The following is a 17,130-nucleotide window of genomic DNA, read 5'->3' on the forward strand; positions in this document are numbered from 1 at the left end:
GGCCAGCACACCCAGCACGGCCGCAAGACCGGCAAGAAGAAGGTGCTGGTGGTGTCCGCCGACGTCTATCGCCCGGCCGCCATCGATCAGCTGAAAAGCGTGGCAGCCCAGGTCGGCGTGGACTTCCTGCCGTCCGACCCCAGCCAGAAGCCCGAGGACATCGCCCGCAACGCGGTGGACCACGCGCGCCGCCATCACTATGACGTGCTGATCCTGGACACGGCCGGCCGCCTGGGCATCGACGAAGCCATGATGCGCGAGATCCGCGCGCTGCATGACCTGGTCAAACCCGTGGAAACGCTGTTCGTGGTCGACGCCATGCAGGGCCAGGACGCGGTCAACACCGCGCGCGCCTTCGCGGAAGCGCTGCCGCTGACCGGCGTGGTCCTGACCAAGCTGGACGGCGACGCCCGCGGCGGCGCGGCCCTGTCGGTGCGCCACGTCACCGGCAAGCCCCTGAAGTTCGTCGGCGTCTCGGAAAAGCTCGACGGCCTGGAGCCCTTCTACCCCGAGCGCATGGCGCAGCGCGTGCTGGGCATGGGCGACATCGTGTCGCTGGTCGAGCAGGCGCAGAAGAACATCGACATCGCCGAAGCCCAGAAGCTCGCCGCGAAGATCAAGTCGGGCAACAAGTTCGACCTGAACGACTTCCGCGACCAGCTCGGCCAGGTGAAGAAGCTGGGCGACATGGGCTCGTTGCTGGAAAAGCTGCCGGCCCAGTTCCAGCAGGCCGCAGGCCAGTTGCAGGGCGGCCAGGCTGAAAAGCAGCTGCGCCGCACCGAAGGCATCCTGAACTCCATGACCGCGGCCGAACGCGCCAAGCCGGAACTCATCAAGGCCTCGCGCAAGCGCCGCATCGCGGCCGGCTCCGGCGTGCCGGTGCAGGAAGTCAACCGCCTGCTCGCGCAGTTCGACCAGATGCAGGGCATGATGAAGCAGATGAAGAAGGGCGGCATGGCCAAGATGATGCGCGCCATGGGCGGCATGAAGGGCCTGGGCCGCTTCGGAATGAAATGATGCCCCCAACGGCGCGCGCATTGCGTGCGCTTGCGGTGCCCCCCAAAAGGGGGCGTTTTTTCCTTGAGGCGGCCCGGCGAAAAAGGCCTTCTTGCATCGGATTGGAATGCCCCTGTTGGGGCATTTTTCATTAGAGACGGGCAAAAAAATGGCCAGACATTGCGTCTGGCCAAGTAATCGCGGCTAGCAGGGGGCGCCTGCCGCGATGCAAGCCGGAAAGCGCATGGGTGCCTTCCGGCCTGTCCGATTTACGGCAGTGATCAGGACAGGGGCGGAATGCGCAGCACCTGGCCCGGGTAGATCTTGTCGGGGCTGGTCAGCATGGGCTTGTTGGCTTCGAAGATCAGATTGTTCTTGGCGCCCTGGCCCTTGCCGTATTGCGCTTCGGCAATCTTCCACAGGTTGTCGCCCTTCTGCACCGTGTACATCTTGGCTTCCGGGGCGGCCTGTTTCACCTTCAGTTGGTTGTCCACCTGGGCCACGCCCACGGTGTTGCCCAGCGCCAGAGTGATCTTCTCTGCCGCTTCCGTGCTGAGGGCCTCGCCCGCCACCGTGACCTTGTCGCCGTCGACCGAGATCTGCAAGCCGTCGGCATTCAGGCCGTGCTTATCCAGCTCTTTCTTCAATTCGTCCGCCGTCGCGGCCTTGGCCTCGCTGGCGCCGAAGAGCTTTTCTCCAACGTCCTTGATGAAATTGAGCAGACCCATAGTGTTTCCTTTATCTATGTTGCGGTGAGAGAAACAAGTGCCATCAGGGCTTTTGGCCCATGAACATTTTGCGCACGACGCCGGCGATCAAGGTCAGCACGGCGCCACCGACGCCGCCGCCGACCACGCTGCTGGCGATCGCGGAAAGATCCAGTCCTGTATTGCCTGCTGCAGCCGCGCTGGCTCCCGCGGTGATCATCGGGGCCAGCCAGGAACCCCCTGCCAGGCCGCCGATGGCGCCTGCAATGGTATTGCCCAACGGACCCAGGTTGAACTGCTGGAGCATCTTCCCCAAGCCATTGCCCCCGGCCGCGCCGGCGACAAGCTGGATGATCAGGTTGATGATGACTGCGGTGTTCATGATGCCTCCTCTGCCCCGCGGGGCGATGTGCAACGCTAGAACAACAGCAAGACAAGAGTACGAAACCAGCAGGAACGATTATGACTCGCACATTCCCCGCACGACGAGGGGTTAACGTGTAACAGGTTGCTAGCCTGCTGGCAGACTACGCAAGAATGCTGGTCAGTTTGCAGGGAATGCACCGCGCTGGGCCTAAACCGCATCCGGCGCGCGGCTACATGCGACAAGGGCCGCTATCGCAGCGGCCCTTGTCTTTGCAGCGTTCAGCGCGGCGCGGGTGTCAGCCGCCGCCCACCGCGACCACGATCTCGACCTGGTCGCCGTCGCTCAGCGCGGTTTGCGCGTGCTGGCTCTTGGGCACGATTTCGCCGTTGCGTTCCACGGCCACACGCTTGCCGGCATAGCCCAGGGCCTCCAGCAGTTCATTCACGGTCGTGTCCAGGGGAAACTCCCGTGCGTCTCCGTTCAGGGTGATGTGCATGCAGGTCTCCTCAGTTATCGCGCATAGCCGTCGGTGGCGGCGATCAGCCGCGCCAACGTGCCGGGTTCGTCAAACGCATGACCCGCGTCCGGGACCAGGTGGAATTCGGCCTCGGGCCAGGCACGGTGCAGGTCCCAGGCGGTACGCGCGGGCGTGCAGACGTCGTAGCGGCCCTGCACGATGGTGCCCGGAATGCCGCGCAGCTTGTGCGCATCGCGGATCAGCTGGCCTTCTTCCATGAAGCCGCGGTTCACGAAATAGTGGTTCTCGATGCGCGCGAACGCCAGCGCGGCGCGGTCGGCGGCATGGCTTTGCTGATGGCGCGGGCTGGGCAGCAGCGTGATGGTGCTGTCTTCCCATTTGCTCCAGGCCTTCGCGGCGCGCAACTGTTCGGCCGGATCATCCCCCGTCAGGCGCTTGTGATAAGCCGCGACCAGATCGCCGCGCTCGTCTTCCGGAATCGGCGCCAGGTACTCTTCCCAACGGTCGGGGAACAGCCACGACGCGCCTTCCTGGTAGAACCAATGGATCTCCGAGCGGCGCAGGCTGAAGATGCCGCGCAGCACCAGCTCGCTGACGTGGGACACATGCGTTTCCGCATAGGCCAGCGCCAGCGTCGACCCCCAGGATCCGCCGAACACCAGCCATTTTTCCGCGCCCATGACCTCGGTGCGCAGGCGCTCGATGTCGGACACCAGATCCCAGGTCGTGTTGTTCTCCAGGCTGGCGTGGGGCTGCGAACGGCCGCAACCGCGCTGATCGAACAGCAGCACGTTGTAGCGCTGAGGATCGAACAGTTGCCGGTGCACGGGCGAGCAGCCGCTGCCGGGGCCGCCATGCAGGAACACGGCGGGCTTGCCCTGCGGATTGCCGCAGAGTTCCCAATAGATCTGGTGGCCGTCGCCGGTGTCCAGCGTGCCTTGGCGGTAGGGTTCGATGGGCGGATATAGCATCAGGCGACTCGCTTGAAGATCAGGTCCCAGACACCGTGGCCCAGGCGCAGGCCGCGGCTCTCGAATTTGGTCAGGGGGCGGTAATCGGGGCGCGGCGCGTAGCCGTCAGCGGTATTGGCAAGCTGCGGCTCGTTGCCCAGCACCTCCAGCATCTGCACCGCGTAGTCTTCCCAGTCGGTGGCGCAATGGATGTAGCCGCCCGGCGCAATGCGGCTGGCCAAGAGCGAGATGAACGCGGGCTGGATCAGGCGGCGCTTGTGATGGCGCTTCTTGGGCCACGGATCCGGGAAATAGATATGCACGCCGGCCAGCGAGTCGGGGGCGATCATGTCGCGCACCACTTCCACCGCGTCGTGCTGGATGATGCGCAGGTTCGGGATGCTGGAGTCCTCGATGCGACGCAGCAGCGAGCCGACGCCGGCGTTGAACACCTCCACGCCCAGGAAGTTGTCGTCCGGACGCGCCAGCGCGATCTTCTCGGTGGTCTCGCCCATGCCGAAGCCGATCTCCAGTACCGTCGGGGCCTGCCGGCCGAAGGCGGCGGCGGGATCCAGGCGGCGCGGCGCATAGGGAATGGACCATTGGCCCATCAGGCGCTCGAGCGCGGCCAGCTGGCCCTGCGTAATGTGGCCGCGGCGGTGCACGAAACTGCGGATATGGGTTGCGCCCGGGCTGTTGGGAGCGTGCGCGGTACTGGCCAGCGCCGCCTGCGTTTCCGGGGAAACGGCGGCGGGCGCAGCCTCGCTGCCGGGCGTGGCGGGGGTGCTTGCGGCAGCCGGGGCCGAGGCGGCTGCGGGGTGGTTGTCGGGGGTGTTCGTATTCATAGCCCGGATTGTAGTGGCAGGTCCGGCGCGCCGCTGTCGCCCAGATGCACTAAATTGGGGACATATTTATAGCCTTGAGGCTGAAGACCTCCGGCGCAAGACGGCGGCCGCCCGCGTCGATGAAAAAAGGCGCGCTATAATCGCCGCCTCTGCTTCGGCTTTGCGCCGAGGGCACGACACCCGAGCGGGTGTAGTTCAATGGTAGAACGGCGGCTTCCCAAGCCTCAAGCGTGGGTTCGATTCCCATCACCCGCTCCACTTCGACTTTCCAGGGACTTCCACCGAACGCCAGGGAACGTCGTAAGTCATTGTCAGGATTGAGATTTTTACCTGATCTCAATCCACCGACATCCAGCGAAATCCACTCCCAGCCGGTTCTAACTGGTACGTTGAGCGGTACACTGGCAATACGGAGGTCCCCAAAACCGTATTGTTGCTGGAGGAGCCGGGGTTCCGTCGGGAACATGGCATCCAACTCGCTTCGCAGGAGTTGGACTCATGCTTTCAGACCTCCAGGTTCGACAGGCCAAGGTGACCGGCAAGGCGTATTCGCTTGTCGATTTCGACGGTCTCTACTTTTACATCTCCGCCACCGGCTTCAAGGCCTGGCACTTCCGCTTCACTTGGGGCGGCAAGCGCGAGCGCATGTCCTTGGGTGGCTATCCCGCGCTTTCCCTGAAAGACGCTCGCAATCTGCGCGACGAGGCCCGGGCCATGCTGGCCAAGGGCATCAACCCGCATTCGGAGCGCAAGCGCAAGCGCCACGCCATCGTCCTGGCGGGCGAGCACACCTTCCAGGCCATCTACGACAAATGGCTGGCCCACCGCAGCCTCTCTCTGGAAAATGAGGGTCGCCAGAGCACGCCCAAACAGATCGGACGCGTCTTCGCCAAGGATGTGTTTCCCGTATTGCGCCACCTGACCGTCTACGACGTCACCCGCGCCCACCTGCTGGACATCATCGGCAGAGTGGAAAAGCGTGGCTCGCTGTCGGTCGCCGAGAAGCTGCGCACCTGGTTCAGCCAGCTATTCACCTACGCCTCGGTGGTGGTGTCCAACATGGGCGACAACCCGGCCAAGGATTTGGATGTGGTGGCGATGCCGCTGCCGCCGGTGGAGAACAACCCCTTTTTGCGCATGCCCGAACTGCCGGCAATGCTGCAGACGTTGCGCAAGTACAGCGGCCGCCTGAATACGCAACTGGGTCTACGTCTGCTGCTGCTCACGGGCGTGCGCACCGGTGAATTGCGCTACGCCACGCCCGATCAGTTCGATCTGGAGCGCGGTCTGTGGATCATCCCGGTTGTCAGGCTCAAGCAACGCAAGCAGCTCACCAAGAAGAAGCGCCAGCGTTTCGCCGACATCCCGCCGTACATCGTGCCACTGTCATTGCAGGCACAAGAAGTCGTTCGTCATCTGCTGGGAAATCTGAAGCCAGCGCAGGTCTATCTCATTCCCGGTGATTGGTGCCTGAAAAAACCTCTCAGCGAGAACACGCTCAATGGCGCGCTCAAGCGCATGGGCTATGAAGACCAGCTCACTGGGCACGGCGTTCGCGCCACCATCTCGACCGCGCTCAATGAATTGGGCTATCCGCCCAAGTGGGTAGACGCCCAACTTTCGCATGCCGATCCGGATCGGATCAGCGCGACCTACAACCACGCCGAGTACGTCGAGCAGCGCCGCGTCATGATGCAAGACTGGGCCGACCGCCTGGACTTGTTCGAGCAGAATCAGGTCGAAGTTGCCAGCACGCACCTGACCATCACGCTGCAGGGTCTGCCCACGATTGCCGGACAGGCGGCAGCGCAGCCGCCCGCCATGAATCCAAACGCCCCTCAGTTGATCGTTGCGCCTGCACCGGATGCGCCAGCGGTTCCAGCTTCCGTCTATCGACTTTCGGCGGTGCATCTGCCCGAGTACGCGCGACCCACGCTGTCAGAGGTGCAGCGCGAGCGCTTGCAATTGCTGGAGATGTTCGAGGCATCCCACAACCTGTCGGTGGCCGACTACGCCAAGCTGGTTGGCAAGTCCCGCCGCTGGATCACTTACGAGATTCAGGCTGGCAATCTCCTGTCGATCCATCTGGGTCACCGTGGACAGCGCGTCCCGGACTGGCAACTCAACCCCATCAAACGCAAGCTGATTCAGGCTGTCCTGAAGCTGGTGCCGCGCGGCATCGACACCTGGCACATCTATCACGCACTGCTGCGGCCATACGATGCCCTGGGCAAGTGTCCAGTCATCGAGGCAGTCGATCCGACCAACCTGCATCTTGCAGCTCGACTGGTCGCCGCACATGCCATAGAAACCGATGAGCTTGCAGAGCAATCGGAAGTATCTCCGGTGCTGGCCAGGCAGACTGCAGAGCGCCTGGTAAAAACGGCAATGTTGGTTGATACGCCCGAAGATCTGGTCGCCCGTTGAGCTGAGGCCGGACGGCAGCCCGTCCGGTCAAGGTCCAAGCAGGGAACCAATAGGTCGATCGTTGCATGACCACCCGCCAACTCGCACTTTCCAAGTGTTGGTAGGCCGTGTTTAGCGTCGAATCTGCGCTTGGCAGTCACCATAGGTGACTTCTCTGTGATGCTATCTCGCTATATCAGTATCCCCATCGGATATGACGCCAGCGGATTTCCGCAGCCAATCCCAAGCCCGGATCAATAGATTCCGACCGCTCGCAGCTTTTTCAAACCGCTGCCGTATCAGACCATACCGATACGGTTTTGCGTGAGCCGCCACTTCTCACGATCCTGATAGCGCAAGCGTCACTGTCGAGCCGCGACTGACGCTCGCTTTTCTTGTGCTCAATGGATTTTTGTACATCGAGCACACAACGCCTACTCGTTGCGCGAACTGATCAGAAGTAATCAAAAGCGGGCGTCATCACTCGCGTCTTGCGCGGACAACAGGCCGACCATGAGGACGGCTGCAAAAGCAGTCGGCCCTGTAGTTCTTCTCCTGGAAGGAGACGGAGCATGCACGAGAACAAAAATGATGCACCAACATCAAAGGTGTTCTACCGCCCGCTCGAAGCGTCCATCCGCTGGGCCGGACTGCTGCGATACGAGCAGGCGATCCTGGCTTCGGTCTCGTCGCCGATGAATCTGCCGCAGTCGCTGGACTGTCCACGTTTGGGCGAACTGCGGCTGTACACCGACCGCATCTATGACGGCATCCTCAACGGGGAACTGCCCTTCGGGCAGCACGGCATCACGACGCGCGACACCGCGTTGATTGAATCGCCTGATCTGACGGTACGCCATGTCGATCTGAAGTGCTGGATGCGCCAGCACTACCCCGAGCAGCGGCCCGGCTTTCTCTTCTCCCGCAGCGAGCGCATCACCCATCCCTTCATCTCTCTGGAAACAGGGCAAGCCATGCTGGTCGAACGCCAGGCTTTGAAATCCGTCCTGGAACAGACCAAACGTCAGCTTCGCGAGTTGCAGGACAAGCATGACGCGCTGCTCAAGCAGCCCACGGTGATTCCGGCATGCGCGCAGTCTCCGATCAGTGATCGAGCCGAGGCCACCTACCTGAACATCGTTGGCGGCCTGTTGGAGCTGATGCTCGGCCAGTCGCCATCGGGCACGCCGTACTCCAGCTTCAAGACGCAGGAGGCCGTGGTCAGCGCGCTGGTCGCCCATCACAGCGGCGCCATGGGCATCGCGGAGCGGACATTGAACGGTAAGTTCGCCACCGCCAGGCGCCGGCTGCGTAGCGCCTCCCGCTGAGATTTGCCAGCTTGTATGTGCAGTCGCGGAGATTGCATTTGCAATGTCTTTTCGCAGCCGTGTCTATTGAATAGAGGTCACGCCAACAAACGCCACTGAGCGTTCAGGAGTGACTGCCATGTCGCAAACATCTGTACTGCAGCCAAACGAGCGCCGCATCCTGCGCCTGGAAGAAGTCGAAGCGAAATCCGGTTTCAAACGCGCCCACATCTACAACCTGATGAAGAAGCGCCAGTTCCCGCAGGCGCTGCGTCTGGGCGTGCGCGCTGTGGGCTGGGACTCTATCGAAATCGATCAGTGGATCGACGAGCGCGTCAACAGCCGGGCCTGACCCGTTCTCCCGCGGACTTTTCATCTTGACACGGAGAACGCCATGCAGGTCGTATCCATCATTTCAACCAAAGGTGGGGTCGGCAAGACCACCACCGCTGCGAACCTCGGCGGTCTCGCTGCGGACGCCGGACTGCGCGTGTTGTTGCTCGACCTCGATGTGCAGCCCACCTTGTCCTCATACTATGAGCTGGCTCACCGCGCGCCGGGCGGCATCTATGAATTGCTGGCCTTCAACGAGCGCGACCTCGACCAGCTTGTGTCCCGCACGATCATCGCGGGCCTGGACTTGGTGCTCTCCAACGACCACCGAGGCGAACTGAACACTTTGCTGCTGCACGCGCCGGACGGGCGCTTGCGGCTGCGGCATCTGCTTCCGGCGCTCAATCCCCTCTACGACCTGGTGCTGATCGACACCCAGGGCGCGCGCTCGGTGCTGCTGGAGATGGCGGTGCTGGCCTCCGACCTCGCACTGTCACCCGTGACCCCAGAAATTCTCGCCGCCCGCGAGCTGCGGCGCGGCACCATGCAGTTGCTGGAGGACATTGCACCGTACCGGCAGCTGGGCATCGAGCCACCGCAGCTGCACCTGCTCATCAACCGCGTCCATCCGGTGTCCGCCAACGCCCGCCTGATCCAGCAGGCGCTGCGCGATCTGTTCCAGAACCATGCCGACATCCGTGTGTTGGCTACCGACGTGCCGGCCATTGAGGCTTATCCGCGTGCCGCGACGCGCGGCCTGCCGGTGCATCGGCTCGAGTACCGTCAGCCAGTGGGCAGAGTCGCTCCCGCCGCGCTCGCCACCATGCGCGATCTTGCCGGCGAATTGCTCCCACAGTGGCAGGATCGATTTACCGCAGTGTCCGGCCGTCCGCCACAGCCTCTTGATACCAGGAGGCCCCATGGCCAACGCACATGAACTGGCCCGAGGTCACAGCCGGCTGCGCGCCCTGATCGAGTTCGCCGTCGGCGAAGGCTGGCACGTCAAGCGCACGGCGGGCGGTCACCTCAAGTTCACCAAGGCAGGCTGCGCCGCGATCTACACCAGTTCGACGGCCAGCGATCACCGGGCAGCCCTCAACGCCCGTGCGCAGATCCGTCGTGCCGAGCGCGAGACCCGATCCCAAGCGCAGGGGGGCGGCCATGACTGAGATCACCTCCCAGCAGATGGCCGGCAAACTGCTTGCGTCCGGGTTCGAGCGCAGCGGCCCGTCAGCAACGACCTTGAGCGACCCGATCGCCGACACGCCCATGGTCGTGACGCTCGACCAATTGCGCCCCTACGACCACGACCCGCGCAAGAAGCGCAATCCGGTGTACGAGGAAATCAAGGCATCCATCCGCGAACGTGGCCTGGACGCGGCTCCGGCCATCACCCGGCGGCCCGGCGACGATCACTACATCATCCGCAATGGCGGCAACACGCGACTGGCAATCCTGCGCGAACTTTGGTCGGAGACCAGGGACGAACGTTTTTTTCGGGTCTCATGCCTGTTCCGCCCATGGCCCGAGCGTGGCGAGATCGTCGCGCTCACCGGGCATCTTGCGGAAAACGAACTGCGCGGTGGCCTCACCTTCATCGAGCGCGCTTTGGGCGTCGAGAAAGCGCGCGAGTTCTACGAACTGGAAAGCGGCTCCACCCTGAGCCAGTCCGAGCTGGCCCGCCGCCTGGCCGCCGACGGATACCCCGTGCAGCAGTCGCACATCAGCCGGATGGCCGACGCGGTACGCTACCTGCTGCCCGCAATCCCGACCGTGCTCTACGCCGGCCTGGGGCGTCACCAGGTCGAGCGGTTGTCGGTCATGCGCAAGGCCTGCGAGCGCACCTGGGAGCACTACGCCAAAGGCCGCTCACTGGTTCAGGACTTCGACGAGTTCTTTCAGGAAGTGCTGTCGCAATTCGATGTCCAGGCTGACGAGTTCTCTGCGCAGCGCGTACAGGACGAGCTGATCGGCCAGATGACCGAATTGCTGAACGTCGATTACGACGTGCTCGCTCTGGACATGACCGAATCCGAGAGCCGCCAGCGTGCCTTGGTCAGCGAGCCGACGCCGCCCTCGACACCGCCTGCCTTGCCAGAGCCAGAGGCCATCGCGCGCCCACCTGCCAATACCGCGCCACCTGCCACGAGGCCGACGGCAACGCCCTCGACGGGCGAGAGCGACGCGGATGACAGTCATTCGGGCGCGGTCAGTCCGGCGGCAGATGGCGACCTGCTTCAGAAGCACATTGTCTCCCCGGCGCCGACAACCGAACGGCTTGAGTTCATCCAGCGCATGGTCGCCAACCAGTTGGGCGATGCACTGCCGCACGACTTCTCGGCGAATGTCTTGCAGTCCATCCCGGTGCAGGCTGGCGGGCTCTATCCGATCTCGGATGTCTGGTACATCGCCCCCGGCCTGGACACACCCGAACACCTGCGCATCCACGTCGCGCAGTTTGCCCGCGAGATTGCGGTCGAGGTAGACCTGGGCGAGTGCATCGATGACCGCCCAGACGGCATCGGCTTCGCCTGCCGTGTTCGCACCACCAACCCAGCGCCGCTGGGCCGTGCCGTCCATGCGTTGTTGGCTTGCCTGGCCGGTCAGCAGCCCGCCGACGTCGGTCTGGACAACGGGCAACTCGTCATCGACCTGCCAGCGCTGCTGCACGGCCAGGGTGACGTAACCCGACGATTGAGCGACGCCGCGCTGGTCAAGCTGTTCCGCCTGCTGCGACTGGCCCGCCGCCTGCTCGATCTCGAAGCCGGCGCTGCGGACTCTGGAACCTGAGCGAGGGAGGCCAGCATGTCCACAGCACACCCACTCAACCAGGCTGTCATTGCCCAGGCCCTCTATGACCTGCGCAATGGGCAACTGCGCCGCTGCAAACTAATGGGGTTTGGCGAGGCAGAGCTGGACGCCCTCAAGCATCCCGCGCTAATCAGCGTGCTGGCCAACGCCAACGTCTCGTGGTGCTCAGTGACGGTCAACCGCGAAGTGCTGCGGCGGCTGCTCCAGCAGGCACAAGACGTGGAGAAGGAAATCGCCACAGTCGATCGCATGCTCAGACTGGGCGCGAGCACCGAGATGGTCAGCAAGTTCTATGGCTTGACGCATCAGGAAGTAGCGCTTCGCCGTGAAATCCTCGGTCTGCCCAAGCGCAAGGGGCGGCACCCCGTGCTGGACGAGGAGCAGGACACGGAGCTGTGGCGGCGATGGAAGGCCGTGACCAACAGCAGAACCGTCGATCTCGAAGACGAAACCTCCATCCTCGATGCCGCCATGGACTTGGCCGAAGGCATGTCGCTGCCTCTGTCGGTGGTCTGGGCCTCGATCAAAGGCTGGGTCGATCAGGGATTGGCTTGAGTCATGGCCATGGACGAACCCGCATCACGAGTCCGACGCCAAGGTCCCATCGCACTGGCAGAACTGTTCGATGCTGCGCTGAAAGACCTTGCCCCCAAGCCCGCCCCCAGCGCACCTGCGTCTACACCTGCACAGTCGCCCACGCCCACCTCCGGCGATGCTTTTCTGTTCAGTGGCAACCGGCACGAGACGGTGCCACGCAAGTTGTTCCTTGACCGCCGCTTGACACCGCTGGAACGAAACGCCTGGCAAGTGTTCCGGCTGATGCTCAACGACGATGGCGTGACTGCATTTCCCACCTACGAGCAGTTGCGGCCCTGGCTGGCGTCCATGCCCTGCGCGGGCCAAGCCTCGCATGAAACCGTAGCACGGGCGCTGACACTGATGCGCCTGACCCGCTGGCTGAGCCTGGTTCAGCGACGGCGTGACCCCAAGACCGGCCGCATCCTCGGCAATCTGTACGTGCTGCACGACGAGTCCCTGACACCGTTCGAGGCCATGCAGCTCGACCCCGACTACCTGCAACTCGTCAGCCAGGCGCTCGGCCATTCTGCCAAGGCCGTGCAGATCGTGGGCCTGCACACGCTCAAGGAAATCGGTGAAGACCCATTGCTGGCCGGACGCACCCTCCCGTCACGGTTGCAGGTGATGGCCGAACGTCTCGCCAACCAGGACTTTACGGCCAGCGATAGTTATCCACAGGAAGACGCCAGTCACGATTCCGAAGAAGGGGTTCCGAGCTTTCTTCGGAATGGCGAACGCCCCTCTACGGATTCCGAAGCAGAGCCGAAACCCGCGCCAGACGTCTCTCTTCGGAATCCGAAGCAGGCCCGTACAGTACGTAGTAGTTGTATTAATGAAATACGTACTACTGCGCAGGCGCGCGCGCTGGACGATCTGCAATGGCCCAAGCGCTTTGCGCAACTGAAGGCGGAACAGCAGGCGGGTGCCAAGGTGGCATTGCAGCAGGTTGATGCCTCGCTGAGGCAGGATGTGCTGGACGAATGGGCCGCGCGTTGTAGCAACCACGGCATCCGCAATCCCGCTGGGTATCTATTCGGCATCATCCAGCGAGCCATCCACGGCGAGTTCAATGCCTGGGCCAAGAAAGACCCGCCACCGGCACCCGCTCCGCCAAACGAACGGCCACCACCCACATCGTCGGTCCAAACGCAGGGTAAGCCGGTACCACCAGAAGTCGCCAGGCAGCACATCGAGCGGCTGCGAGACCTGCTCGCCAGCAAGTGAGCCGGCTGACAAGGCCGTGAAGTGGACGCCCATGGATGCCAATAGAGCTATCCCCTGGGGATAGTTTCACCGTTGGGGCGGATGCCGTGCAGTCGCAAGCCTGGCCTCGAACATCTGCAGCAGCATCTGCGTTGTCCGCCCTGATCCCGACGTGCAGCGTTCGTTGGCGCTCCATGGAGCTATCCCCAGGGGATAGCTCGCGCCGCAGGCGGCCACCACGCGCTGAACCGGGGTCTGGCAGGTTTCGGTTTGTTGACTGACGGCCTTCCGCTTCCTGCCGAAGCTGACCGCTCCTTTCCACACAACGAGCGGACACCATGGCAACCAATGAACCACTGCAACTGAATCTCGGCTCCCTGCGCAGCGCGATGTCGCTGACGCTTCACACGCACCACGCTTCGCGCATCTGGCATGGCCGGGCCGCCGCCGAGGGGCGACCGGGCATCGTTGGCCTGAACGGCTACATCGCCCAAATGAACAAGATGCGGCGCGGTTCGGAACAGGACGACCCGTACTCGGATTGGTGGATGCTGCGCATCGAGGTCAAGCTCGACCAGACCAAGACCACGCTGCAATCGCTGCGCGAGCAGGTGGATCAGGCACTGGCGAGCGTGCCGCCGGCACTCAGCCTGGGCGAAAACCTCAACGTTCAGCCCGTCAAGTTGCCGCTGTTCGTCAATGCGCAGCTCGGCTTTGCCGCCGTCTATCTGCTGGCCGAATACGACGACATCGCCCGCAAACTGATCCTCGCCCACCACACGGCACTCATCGACCGCAGCACCTTGGAGCGTTGGCTCAACGAGGGCGCCCATGCACTGCGCAGCCTGTTCTCGCTGGCCCAGCAATACCGCTATTCGGGCTGTACGCGCGACGATTTCGTATCAAAGAACGCCGCAGCTCGGGCGGCGCTGGAGAAATTCGGCGAACTGCCGCAGGACGTGCTGGAAGGCACGCGCCGCTCGAAGTTCGCGCCGCCCATCGTGCGCCGTGGCCTGCAACAGCGTGCCGAGAGTCCTGCTGCAGCGCCCGCCCCCAACGACGAGGCCGCCACCGACGAGCTGGCCACTGACACAGCACCCGAAGTCAGCGCCGGCGAGATCGAGGGCGAGCAGGCATGAGCGATCCGAACCGCGAACCCCGCTACTTCCTGGGCCTGCAACAGGCAGCCTTCATGAAGCTGGAACACGCTGCCTCTCTAAAAGGCCTTTTGAAGCCTTTTAAGGGTAAGGGGGATCTTGAGGCCTGGGCCAGCCAGTGCTTCGCCATGCGCGACGAGTTGATTGGCTTGACGCAGCGGCAGGTGCTGCAACAGGCAGTCGGGCATCCCTTCCACCTGCTGCCCGTGGAGTTGGTCCAGCAAACCACTGGCGCAGGCACGGCGTTTTTGCGCTGGCGCAAACACGACCGCTCAGCCATGGGTGTGGCCCTGTGGGAGGAATTGATGGCGAGCACCGGCACGCCGGTCAATCTGCTGGCCGAGCTGCACGCGATCGAGCTTCAGCGCATCACGTTGAACATGCAGATCAGTCTGCTGCACACCCTGGGCAGGCAGGCACAGGAATGCGCCAGCAAGGCGGCCGAGGCGGAAGACGCCTACCTGCGCAGGCTCAAGTCCATCCCATCTGGAATGCGTGACCGGTGATGGCACCGGACTCCCCAGTACGCGCCCGAAGCCGACGCGGCACGAGTATTTCAACCACCATGGAGATTGCAACATGAGCACGCACTTTTGGGGCGAAGGCAACATTGGCTCCCCGCCCGAGTACCGGGAGTTCCCCAACGGCAACGACGAGCCGCGGCGCTTACTGCGGCTGAACGTGTATTTCGACAACCCCGTTCCCACCAAAGGCGGCGACTTCGAGGATCGCGGCGGCTTCTGGGCACCGGTGGAAATCTGGCACCGTGACGTCGCGCACTGGAAGGATCTGTACCAGAAAGGCATGCGCGTGCTGGTCGTCGGCCGCATGGAGCGCGAGCCCTGGACGGACAACGAAGATCAGCCGCGCGAGACCTGGCAGATCAACGCACGCAGCGTCGGCATCCTGCCGTTCCGCGTCGAGTCCGTGACCCTCAGCCCCAAAACCGCGCAGGACGCGCAGCCGAAGCCCCAAGCAGCCCAGGAACCGACTGCGCCGAAGGAGGTCAAGCGCAGGAAGTGATCCGGCATGGAGGCGGTTGCGGTGCTTCGCTGCTGTCCATGCACCTGCGAGCTATCCCCAGGGGATAGCTCCATCAACGTCCACCGGCTTCCACGCGCTCCCGAAAATCGCGGCTCCCGCCCCGCACACCCCGGCTGCACGTTATCTCCGCCCGAGCCATTCCATCCCGTGAAAGTGGTCGCCACCGCTTGCGACTTGTTTGCTGCTGCCCCTGGCGGTGCCCGGCATCCTCGATTCCAGCAACTCAATGAACCACGGAAATCGGATGGACGGATATGCGGCTGTTCTTGTGCGAGAAGCCCTCCCAAAAAAAAAAACGGCGGGGGATTTTGAGTCCCCTGCGTCTACCAATTTCACCACCCGGGCTAGGAGGTCGCGGACACGTCCAAATGACGGTCGCGGGAGAAGCGAAGACGGCGATTATATGCGGTCTGGGAAAAATTGTCAGGCGGCCCTGGATCCGGCCATCTGACGGGGGCAAGTCCCTCTGCACACAGGCGCAGGCCGGGACCGGCTTCCCAGGAACCCGCAGCCTTACTTCTTCTCAGGCAAAAACCAGTTCATCACCAGTGCGCAGATGCCGCCGGTGGCGACGCCCGACTCCAGCACGCTCTTCACGGCATGGGGCAGGTGCGAGAGGATTTCCGGCACTTGCGACACGCCCAGGCCCAGGGCCAGGGACACGGCGATGATGAGCAGCGCGCGGCGGTCCAGGTGGATGCCTGCCAGGATGTTGATGCCGGACGCGGCGACCGCGCCGAACATGACCATCGCGGCGCCGCCCAGGACGGGCTCGGGCACGGCCTGCAGGATACCGGCCACTGCCGGGAACAGGCCCAGCAGGACCAGCATGCCGGCGATCCACACGCCGACGTGGCGGCTGGCGATGCCGGTCAACTGGATCACGCCGTTGTTCTGCGCGAAGACCGAGCTGGGGAAGGTGTTGAACACGCCCGCCAAGAGCGAGTTCGCGCCGTTGACCAGGACGCCGCCCTTGATGCGCTGCATCCACAGCGGGCCTTCGACGGGCTGCTTGGAGACCTTGCTGGTGGCGGTGACGTCGCCGATGGCTTCCAGGGACGTGACCAGGTAGATGATCAGCATGGGCACGAACAGCGCCCACGAGAAGCCCAGGCCGAAGTGCAGCGGCGTGGGGACTTGGAACAGGGCGGCTTCGCGGGCGCCGGTGAAGTCCAGGCGGCCCATGTAGGCGGCGGCGATGTAGCCGACGGCCAGCGCCAGCACCAGGGCGGTGCTGCGCACCCACACGACCGGCACGCGGTTCAGCAGGATGATGGTGCCCAGGACCAGGCCGGACAGGGTCAGGTTCTCGGCGCTGGCAAAGGTGCCGTTGCCCATGGCGCTGTAGCCGCCGCCCATGCTGATGAGGCCGACCTTGATCAGCGTCAGGCCGATGAGCAGCACCACGATGCCGGTGACCAGCGGGGTGATCAGGCGTTTGACGAAGGGCAGGATGCGGCTGATGCCCATTTCAACGAAGGAGCCGGCGATGACCACGCCGAAGATCGCGGCCATGACGGCTTCGACCGGGGTGCCTTGCTTGACCATGACCGAGCCGCCGGCGATCAGCGGGCCGACGAAGTTGAAGCTGGTGCCCTGCACGATCAGCAGTCCGGCGCCCAGGGGGCCGAAGCGCTTGCACTGGACGTAGGTGGCGATACCGGAGATGACCAGCGACATGGACACGATCAGGGTGGTGTCGCGGGTGCTCACGCCCAGGGCCTGGCAGATCAGCAGGCCGGGGGTGACGATGGGAACCAGGATGGCCAGCAGGTGCTGCAGGGCGGCGACGAAGGCCACGGGAGGCGCGGGGCGGTCGTCGGGGCCGTAGACCAGGTCGTGGCTGGGGTCGGCGTCGGAGGCGCCGTGGGGGACGGGTTGGGTCAGGGAGGCGGGTTGCATGGCGGATGGGCCGGCCAGGGGCGGGGTAGGGGAGGAAAGTGCGGG

18 protein-coding genes and 1 tRNA gene are annotated in these 17,130 nt (G+C 63.8%); 13 read left to right on the top strand and 6 right to left on the bottom strand.

The window, feature by feature from the left end:
- The coding region (locus tag BRO63_RS28415) for a signal recognition particle protein (protein WP_088142991.1) at nucleotides 1–1,017 on the top strand (1,017 nt) is incomplete at its 5' end.
- Nucleotides 1,018–1,277: 260 nt separating this feature from the next.
- Here the strand turns inward: BRO63_RS28415 and lysM are convergent.
- The 5 genes from lysM to trmB all read right to left on the bottom strand — a co-directional run bounded on the left by lysM (nucleotide 1,278) and on the right by trmB (nucleotide 4,343).
- Entirely contained in the window at nucleotides 1,278–1,724 is a 447-nt protein-coding gene (gene lysM / locus BRO63_RS28420; RefSeq protein ID WP_013396414.1) for a peptidoglycan-binding protein LysM, read from the bottom strand.
- A gap of 43 nt (nucleotides 1,725–1,767) precedes the next feature.
- Nucleotides 1,768–2,085, bottom strand: coding sequence for a hypothetical protein (locus BRO63_RS28425; protein WP_088142992.1), 318 nt, complete (start codon nucleotides 2,083–2,085; stop codon nucleotides 1,768–1,770).
- 280 nt (nucleotides 2,086–2,365) lie between these two features.
- Complete coding sequence (thiS, locus tag BRO63_RS28430; RefSeq protein WP_088142993.1) at nucleotides 2,366–2,566, bottom strand: sulfur carrier protein ThiS; 201 nt, start codon at nucleotides 2,564–2,566, stop codon at nucleotides 2,366–2,368.
- A gap of 14 nt (nucleotides 2,567–2,580) precedes the next feature.
- A complete protein-coding gene (gene pip / locus BRO63_RS28435) occupies nucleotides 2,581–3,519 on the bottom strand; it encodes a prolyl aminopeptidase (protein WP_088142994.1) in 939 nt (312 codons plus the stop codon).
- Nucleotides 3,519–4,343, bottom strand: coding sequence for a tRNA (guanosine(46)-N7)-methyltransferase TrmB (gene trmB, locus BRO63_RS28440; protein ID WP_179215243.1), 825 nt, complete (start codon nucleotides 4,341–4,343; stop codon nucleotides 3,519–3,521). The genes pip and trmB overlap by 1 nt, the downstream gene beginning before the upstream one ends.
- A gap of 184 nt (nucleotides 4,344–4,527) precedes the next feature.
- Between trmB and BRO63_RS28445 the strand changes: the two genes are divergently transcribed.
- The 12 genes from BRO63_RS28445 to BRO63_RS28500 all read left to right on the top strand — a co-directional run bounded on the left by BRO63_RS28445 (nucleotide 4,528) and on the right by BRO63_RS28500 (nucleotide 15,162).
- Nucleotides 4,528–4,601: transfer RNA gene (locus BRO63_RS28445), tRNA-Gly, on the top strand.
- 240 nt (nucleotides 4,602–4,841) lie between these two features.
- Nucleotides 4,842–6,770 (top strand): tyrosine-type recombinase/integrase, encoded by a 1,929-nt coding sequence (locus tag BRO63_RS28450; RefSeq protein WP_088142996.1) that lies wholly within the window; start codon nucleotides 4,842–4,844, stop codon nucleotides 6,768–6,770.
- Nucleotides 6,771–7,321: 551 nt separating this feature from the next.
- Nucleotides 7,322–8,077: a hypothetical protein gene (locus BRO63_RS28455; RefSeq protein ID WP_033982375.1), complete on the top strand. Its 756-nt coding sequence runs from the start codon at nucleotides 7,322–7,324 to the stop codon at nucleotides 8,075–8,077.
- A 118-nt stretch (nucleotides 8,078–8,195) separates the two neighbouring features.
- Nucleotides 8,196–8,408 carry an AlpA family transcriptional regulator gene (locus tag BRO63_RS28460; RefSeq protein ID WP_033982374.1) on the top strand — a complete coding sequence of 71 codons (213 nt, stop codon included), beginning with the start codon at nucleotides 8,196–8,198 and terminating at the stop codon, nucleotides 8,406–8,408.
- 42 nt (nucleotides 8,409–8,450) lie between these two features.
- The gene (locus BRO63_RS28465) at nucleotides 8,451–9,326 is read left to right on the top strand and encodes a ParA family protein (RefSeq protein WP_033982372.1); all 876 of its coding nucleotides are present in this window, start codon (nucleotides 8,451–8,453) and stop codon (nucleotides 9,324–9,326) included.
- Complete coding sequence (locus BRO63_RS28470) at nucleotides 9,310–9,558, top strand: hypothetical protein (RefSeq protein ID WP_012205954.1); 249 nt, start codon at nucleotides 9,310–9,312, stop codon at nucleotides 9,556–9,558. The genes BRO63_RS28465 and BRO63_RS28470 overlap by 17 nt, the downstream gene beginning before the upstream one ends.
- On the top strand, nucleotides 9,551–11,179 hold the full coding sequence (locus tag BRO63_RS28475) for a ParB family protein (protein WP_033982370.1): 1,629 nt from the start codon (nucleotides 9,551–9,553) through the stop codon (nucleotides 11,177–11,179). Before BRO63_RS28470 ends, BRO63_RS28475 begins: the two co-directional genes overlap by 8 nt.
- A gap of 15 nt (nucleotides 11,180–11,194) precedes the next feature.
- Complete coding sequence (locus BRO63_RS28480; protein ID WP_033982368.1) at nucleotides 11,195–11,755, top strand: DUF2857 domain-containing protein; 561 nt, start codon at nucleotides 11,195–11,197, stop codon at nucleotides 11,753–11,755.
- A 3-nt stretch (nucleotides 11,756–11,758) separates the two neighbouring features.
- Entirely contained in the window at nucleotides 11,759–13,003 is a 1,245-nt protein-coding gene (locus BRO63_RS28485) for an STY4528 family pathogenicity island replication protein (RefSeq protein ID WP_033982366.1), read from the top strand.
- Nucleotides 13,004–13,320: 317 nt separating this feature from the next.
- On the top strand, nucleotides 13,321–14,121 hold the full coding sequence (locus tag BRO63_RS28490; RefSeq protein ID WP_033982363.1) for a PFL_4669 family integrating conjugative element protein: 801 nt from the start codon (nucleotides 13,321–13,323) through the stop codon (nucleotides 14,119–14,121).
- Nucleotides 14,118–14,645 (top strand): DUF3158 family protein, encoded by a 528-nt coding sequence (locus tag BRO63_RS28495; protein WP_033982360.1) that lies wholly within the window; start codon nucleotides 14,118–14,120, stop codon nucleotides 14,643–14,645. The genes BRO63_RS28490 and BRO63_RS28495 overlap by 4 nt, the downstream gene beginning before the upstream one ends.
- 73 nt (nucleotides 14,646–14,718) lie before the next feature.
- Complete coding sequence (locus tag BRO63_RS28500) at nucleotides 14,719–15,162, top strand: single-stranded DNA-binding protein (protein ID WP_033982358.1); 444 nt, start codon at nucleotides 14,719–14,721, stop codon at nucleotides 15,160–15,162.
- Nucleotides 15,163–15,696: 534 nt separating this feature from the next.
- Here BRO63_RS28500 and BRO63_RS28505 read toward each other — a convergent pair.
- Nucleotides 15,697–17,085: a uracil-xanthine permease family protein gene (locus BRO63_RS28505; RefSeq protein WP_088142997.1), complete on the bottom strand. Its 1,389-nt coding sequence runs from the start codon at nucleotides 17,083–17,085 to the stop codon at nucleotides 15,697–15,699.
- Between the last annotated feature and the right edge of the window lie 45 nt (nucleotides 17,086–17,130).

The organism is Achromobacter xylosoxidans, from assembly GCF_002192695.1.
GTDB classification, from domain to species: domain Bacteria; phylum Pseudomonadota; class Gammaproteobacteria; order Burkholderiales; family Burkholderiaceae_B; genus Achromobacter; species Achromobacter xylosoxidans_C.

Excerpts from the sequence above, each read along its gene's own strand:
- lysM (WP_013396414.1), bottom strand. The coding sequence starts at position 1,724 with ATGGGTCTGCTCAATTTCATCAAGGACGTTGGAGAAAAGCTCTTCGGC.
- BRO63_RS28425 (WP_088142992.1), bottom strand. The coding sequence starts at position 2,085 with ATGAACACCGCAGTCATCATCAACCTGATCATCCAGCTTGTCGCCGGC.
- thiS (WP_088142993.1), bottom strand. The coding sequence starts at position 2,566 with ATGCACATCACCCTGAACGGAGACGCACGGGAGTTTCCCCTGGACACG.
- pip (WP_088142994.1), bottom strand. The coding sequence starts at position 3,519 with ATGCTATATCCGCCCATCGAACCCTACCGCCAAGGCACGCTGGACACC.
- trmB (WP_179215243.1), bottom strand. The coding sequence starts at position 4,343 with ATGAATACGAACACCCCCGACAACCACCCCGCAGCCGCCTCGGCCCCG.
- BRO63_RS28450 (WP_088142996.1), top strand. The coding sequence starts at position 4,842 with ATGCTTTCAGACCTCCAGGTTCGACAGGCCAAGGTGACCGGCAAGGCG.
- BRO63_RS28455 (WP_033982375.1), top strand. The coding sequence starts at position 7,322 with ATGCACGAGAACAAAAATGATGCACCAACATCAAAGGTGTTCTACCGC.
- BRO63_RS28460 (WP_033982374.1), top strand. The coding sequence starts at position 8,196 with ATGTCGCAAACATCTGTACTGCAGCCAAACGAGCGCCGCATCCTGCGC.
- BRO63_RS28465 (WP_033982372.1), top strand. The coding sequence starts at position 8,451 with ATGCAGGTCGTATCCATCATTTCAACCAAAGGTGGGGTCGGCAAGACC.
- BRO63_RS28470 (WP_012205954.1), top strand. The coding sequence starts at position 9,310 with ATGGCCAACGCACATGAACTGGCCCGAGGTCACAGCCGGCTGCGCGCC.
- BRO63_RS28475 (WP_033982370.1), top strand. The coding sequence starts at position 9,551 with ATGACTGAGATCACCTCCCAGCAGATGGCCGGCAAACTGCTTGCGTCC.
- BRO63_RS28480 (WP_033982368.1), top strand. The coding sequence starts at position 11,195 with ATGTCCACAGCACACCCACTCAACCAGGCTGTCATTGCCCAGGCCCTC.
- BRO63_RS28485 (WP_033982366.1), top strand. The coding sequence starts at position 11,759 with ATGGCCATGGACGAACCCGCATCACGAGTCCGACGCCAAGGTCCCATC.
- BRO63_RS28490 (WP_033982363.1), top strand. The coding sequence starts at position 13,321 with ATGGCAACCAATGAACCACTGCAACTGAATCTCGGCTCCCTGCGCAGC.
- BRO63_RS28495 (WP_033982360.1), top strand. The coding sequence starts at position 14,118 with ATGAGCGATCCGAACCGCGAACCCCGCTACTTCCTGGGCCTGCAACAG.
- BRO63_RS28500 (WP_033982358.1), top strand. The coding sequence starts at position 14,719 with ATGAGCACGCACTTTTGGGGCGAAGGCAACATTGGCTCCCCGCCCGAG.
- BRO63_RS28505 (WP_088142997.1), bottom strand. The coding sequence starts at position 17,085 with ATGCAACCCGCCTCCCTGACCCAACCCGTCCCCCACGGCGCCTCCGAC.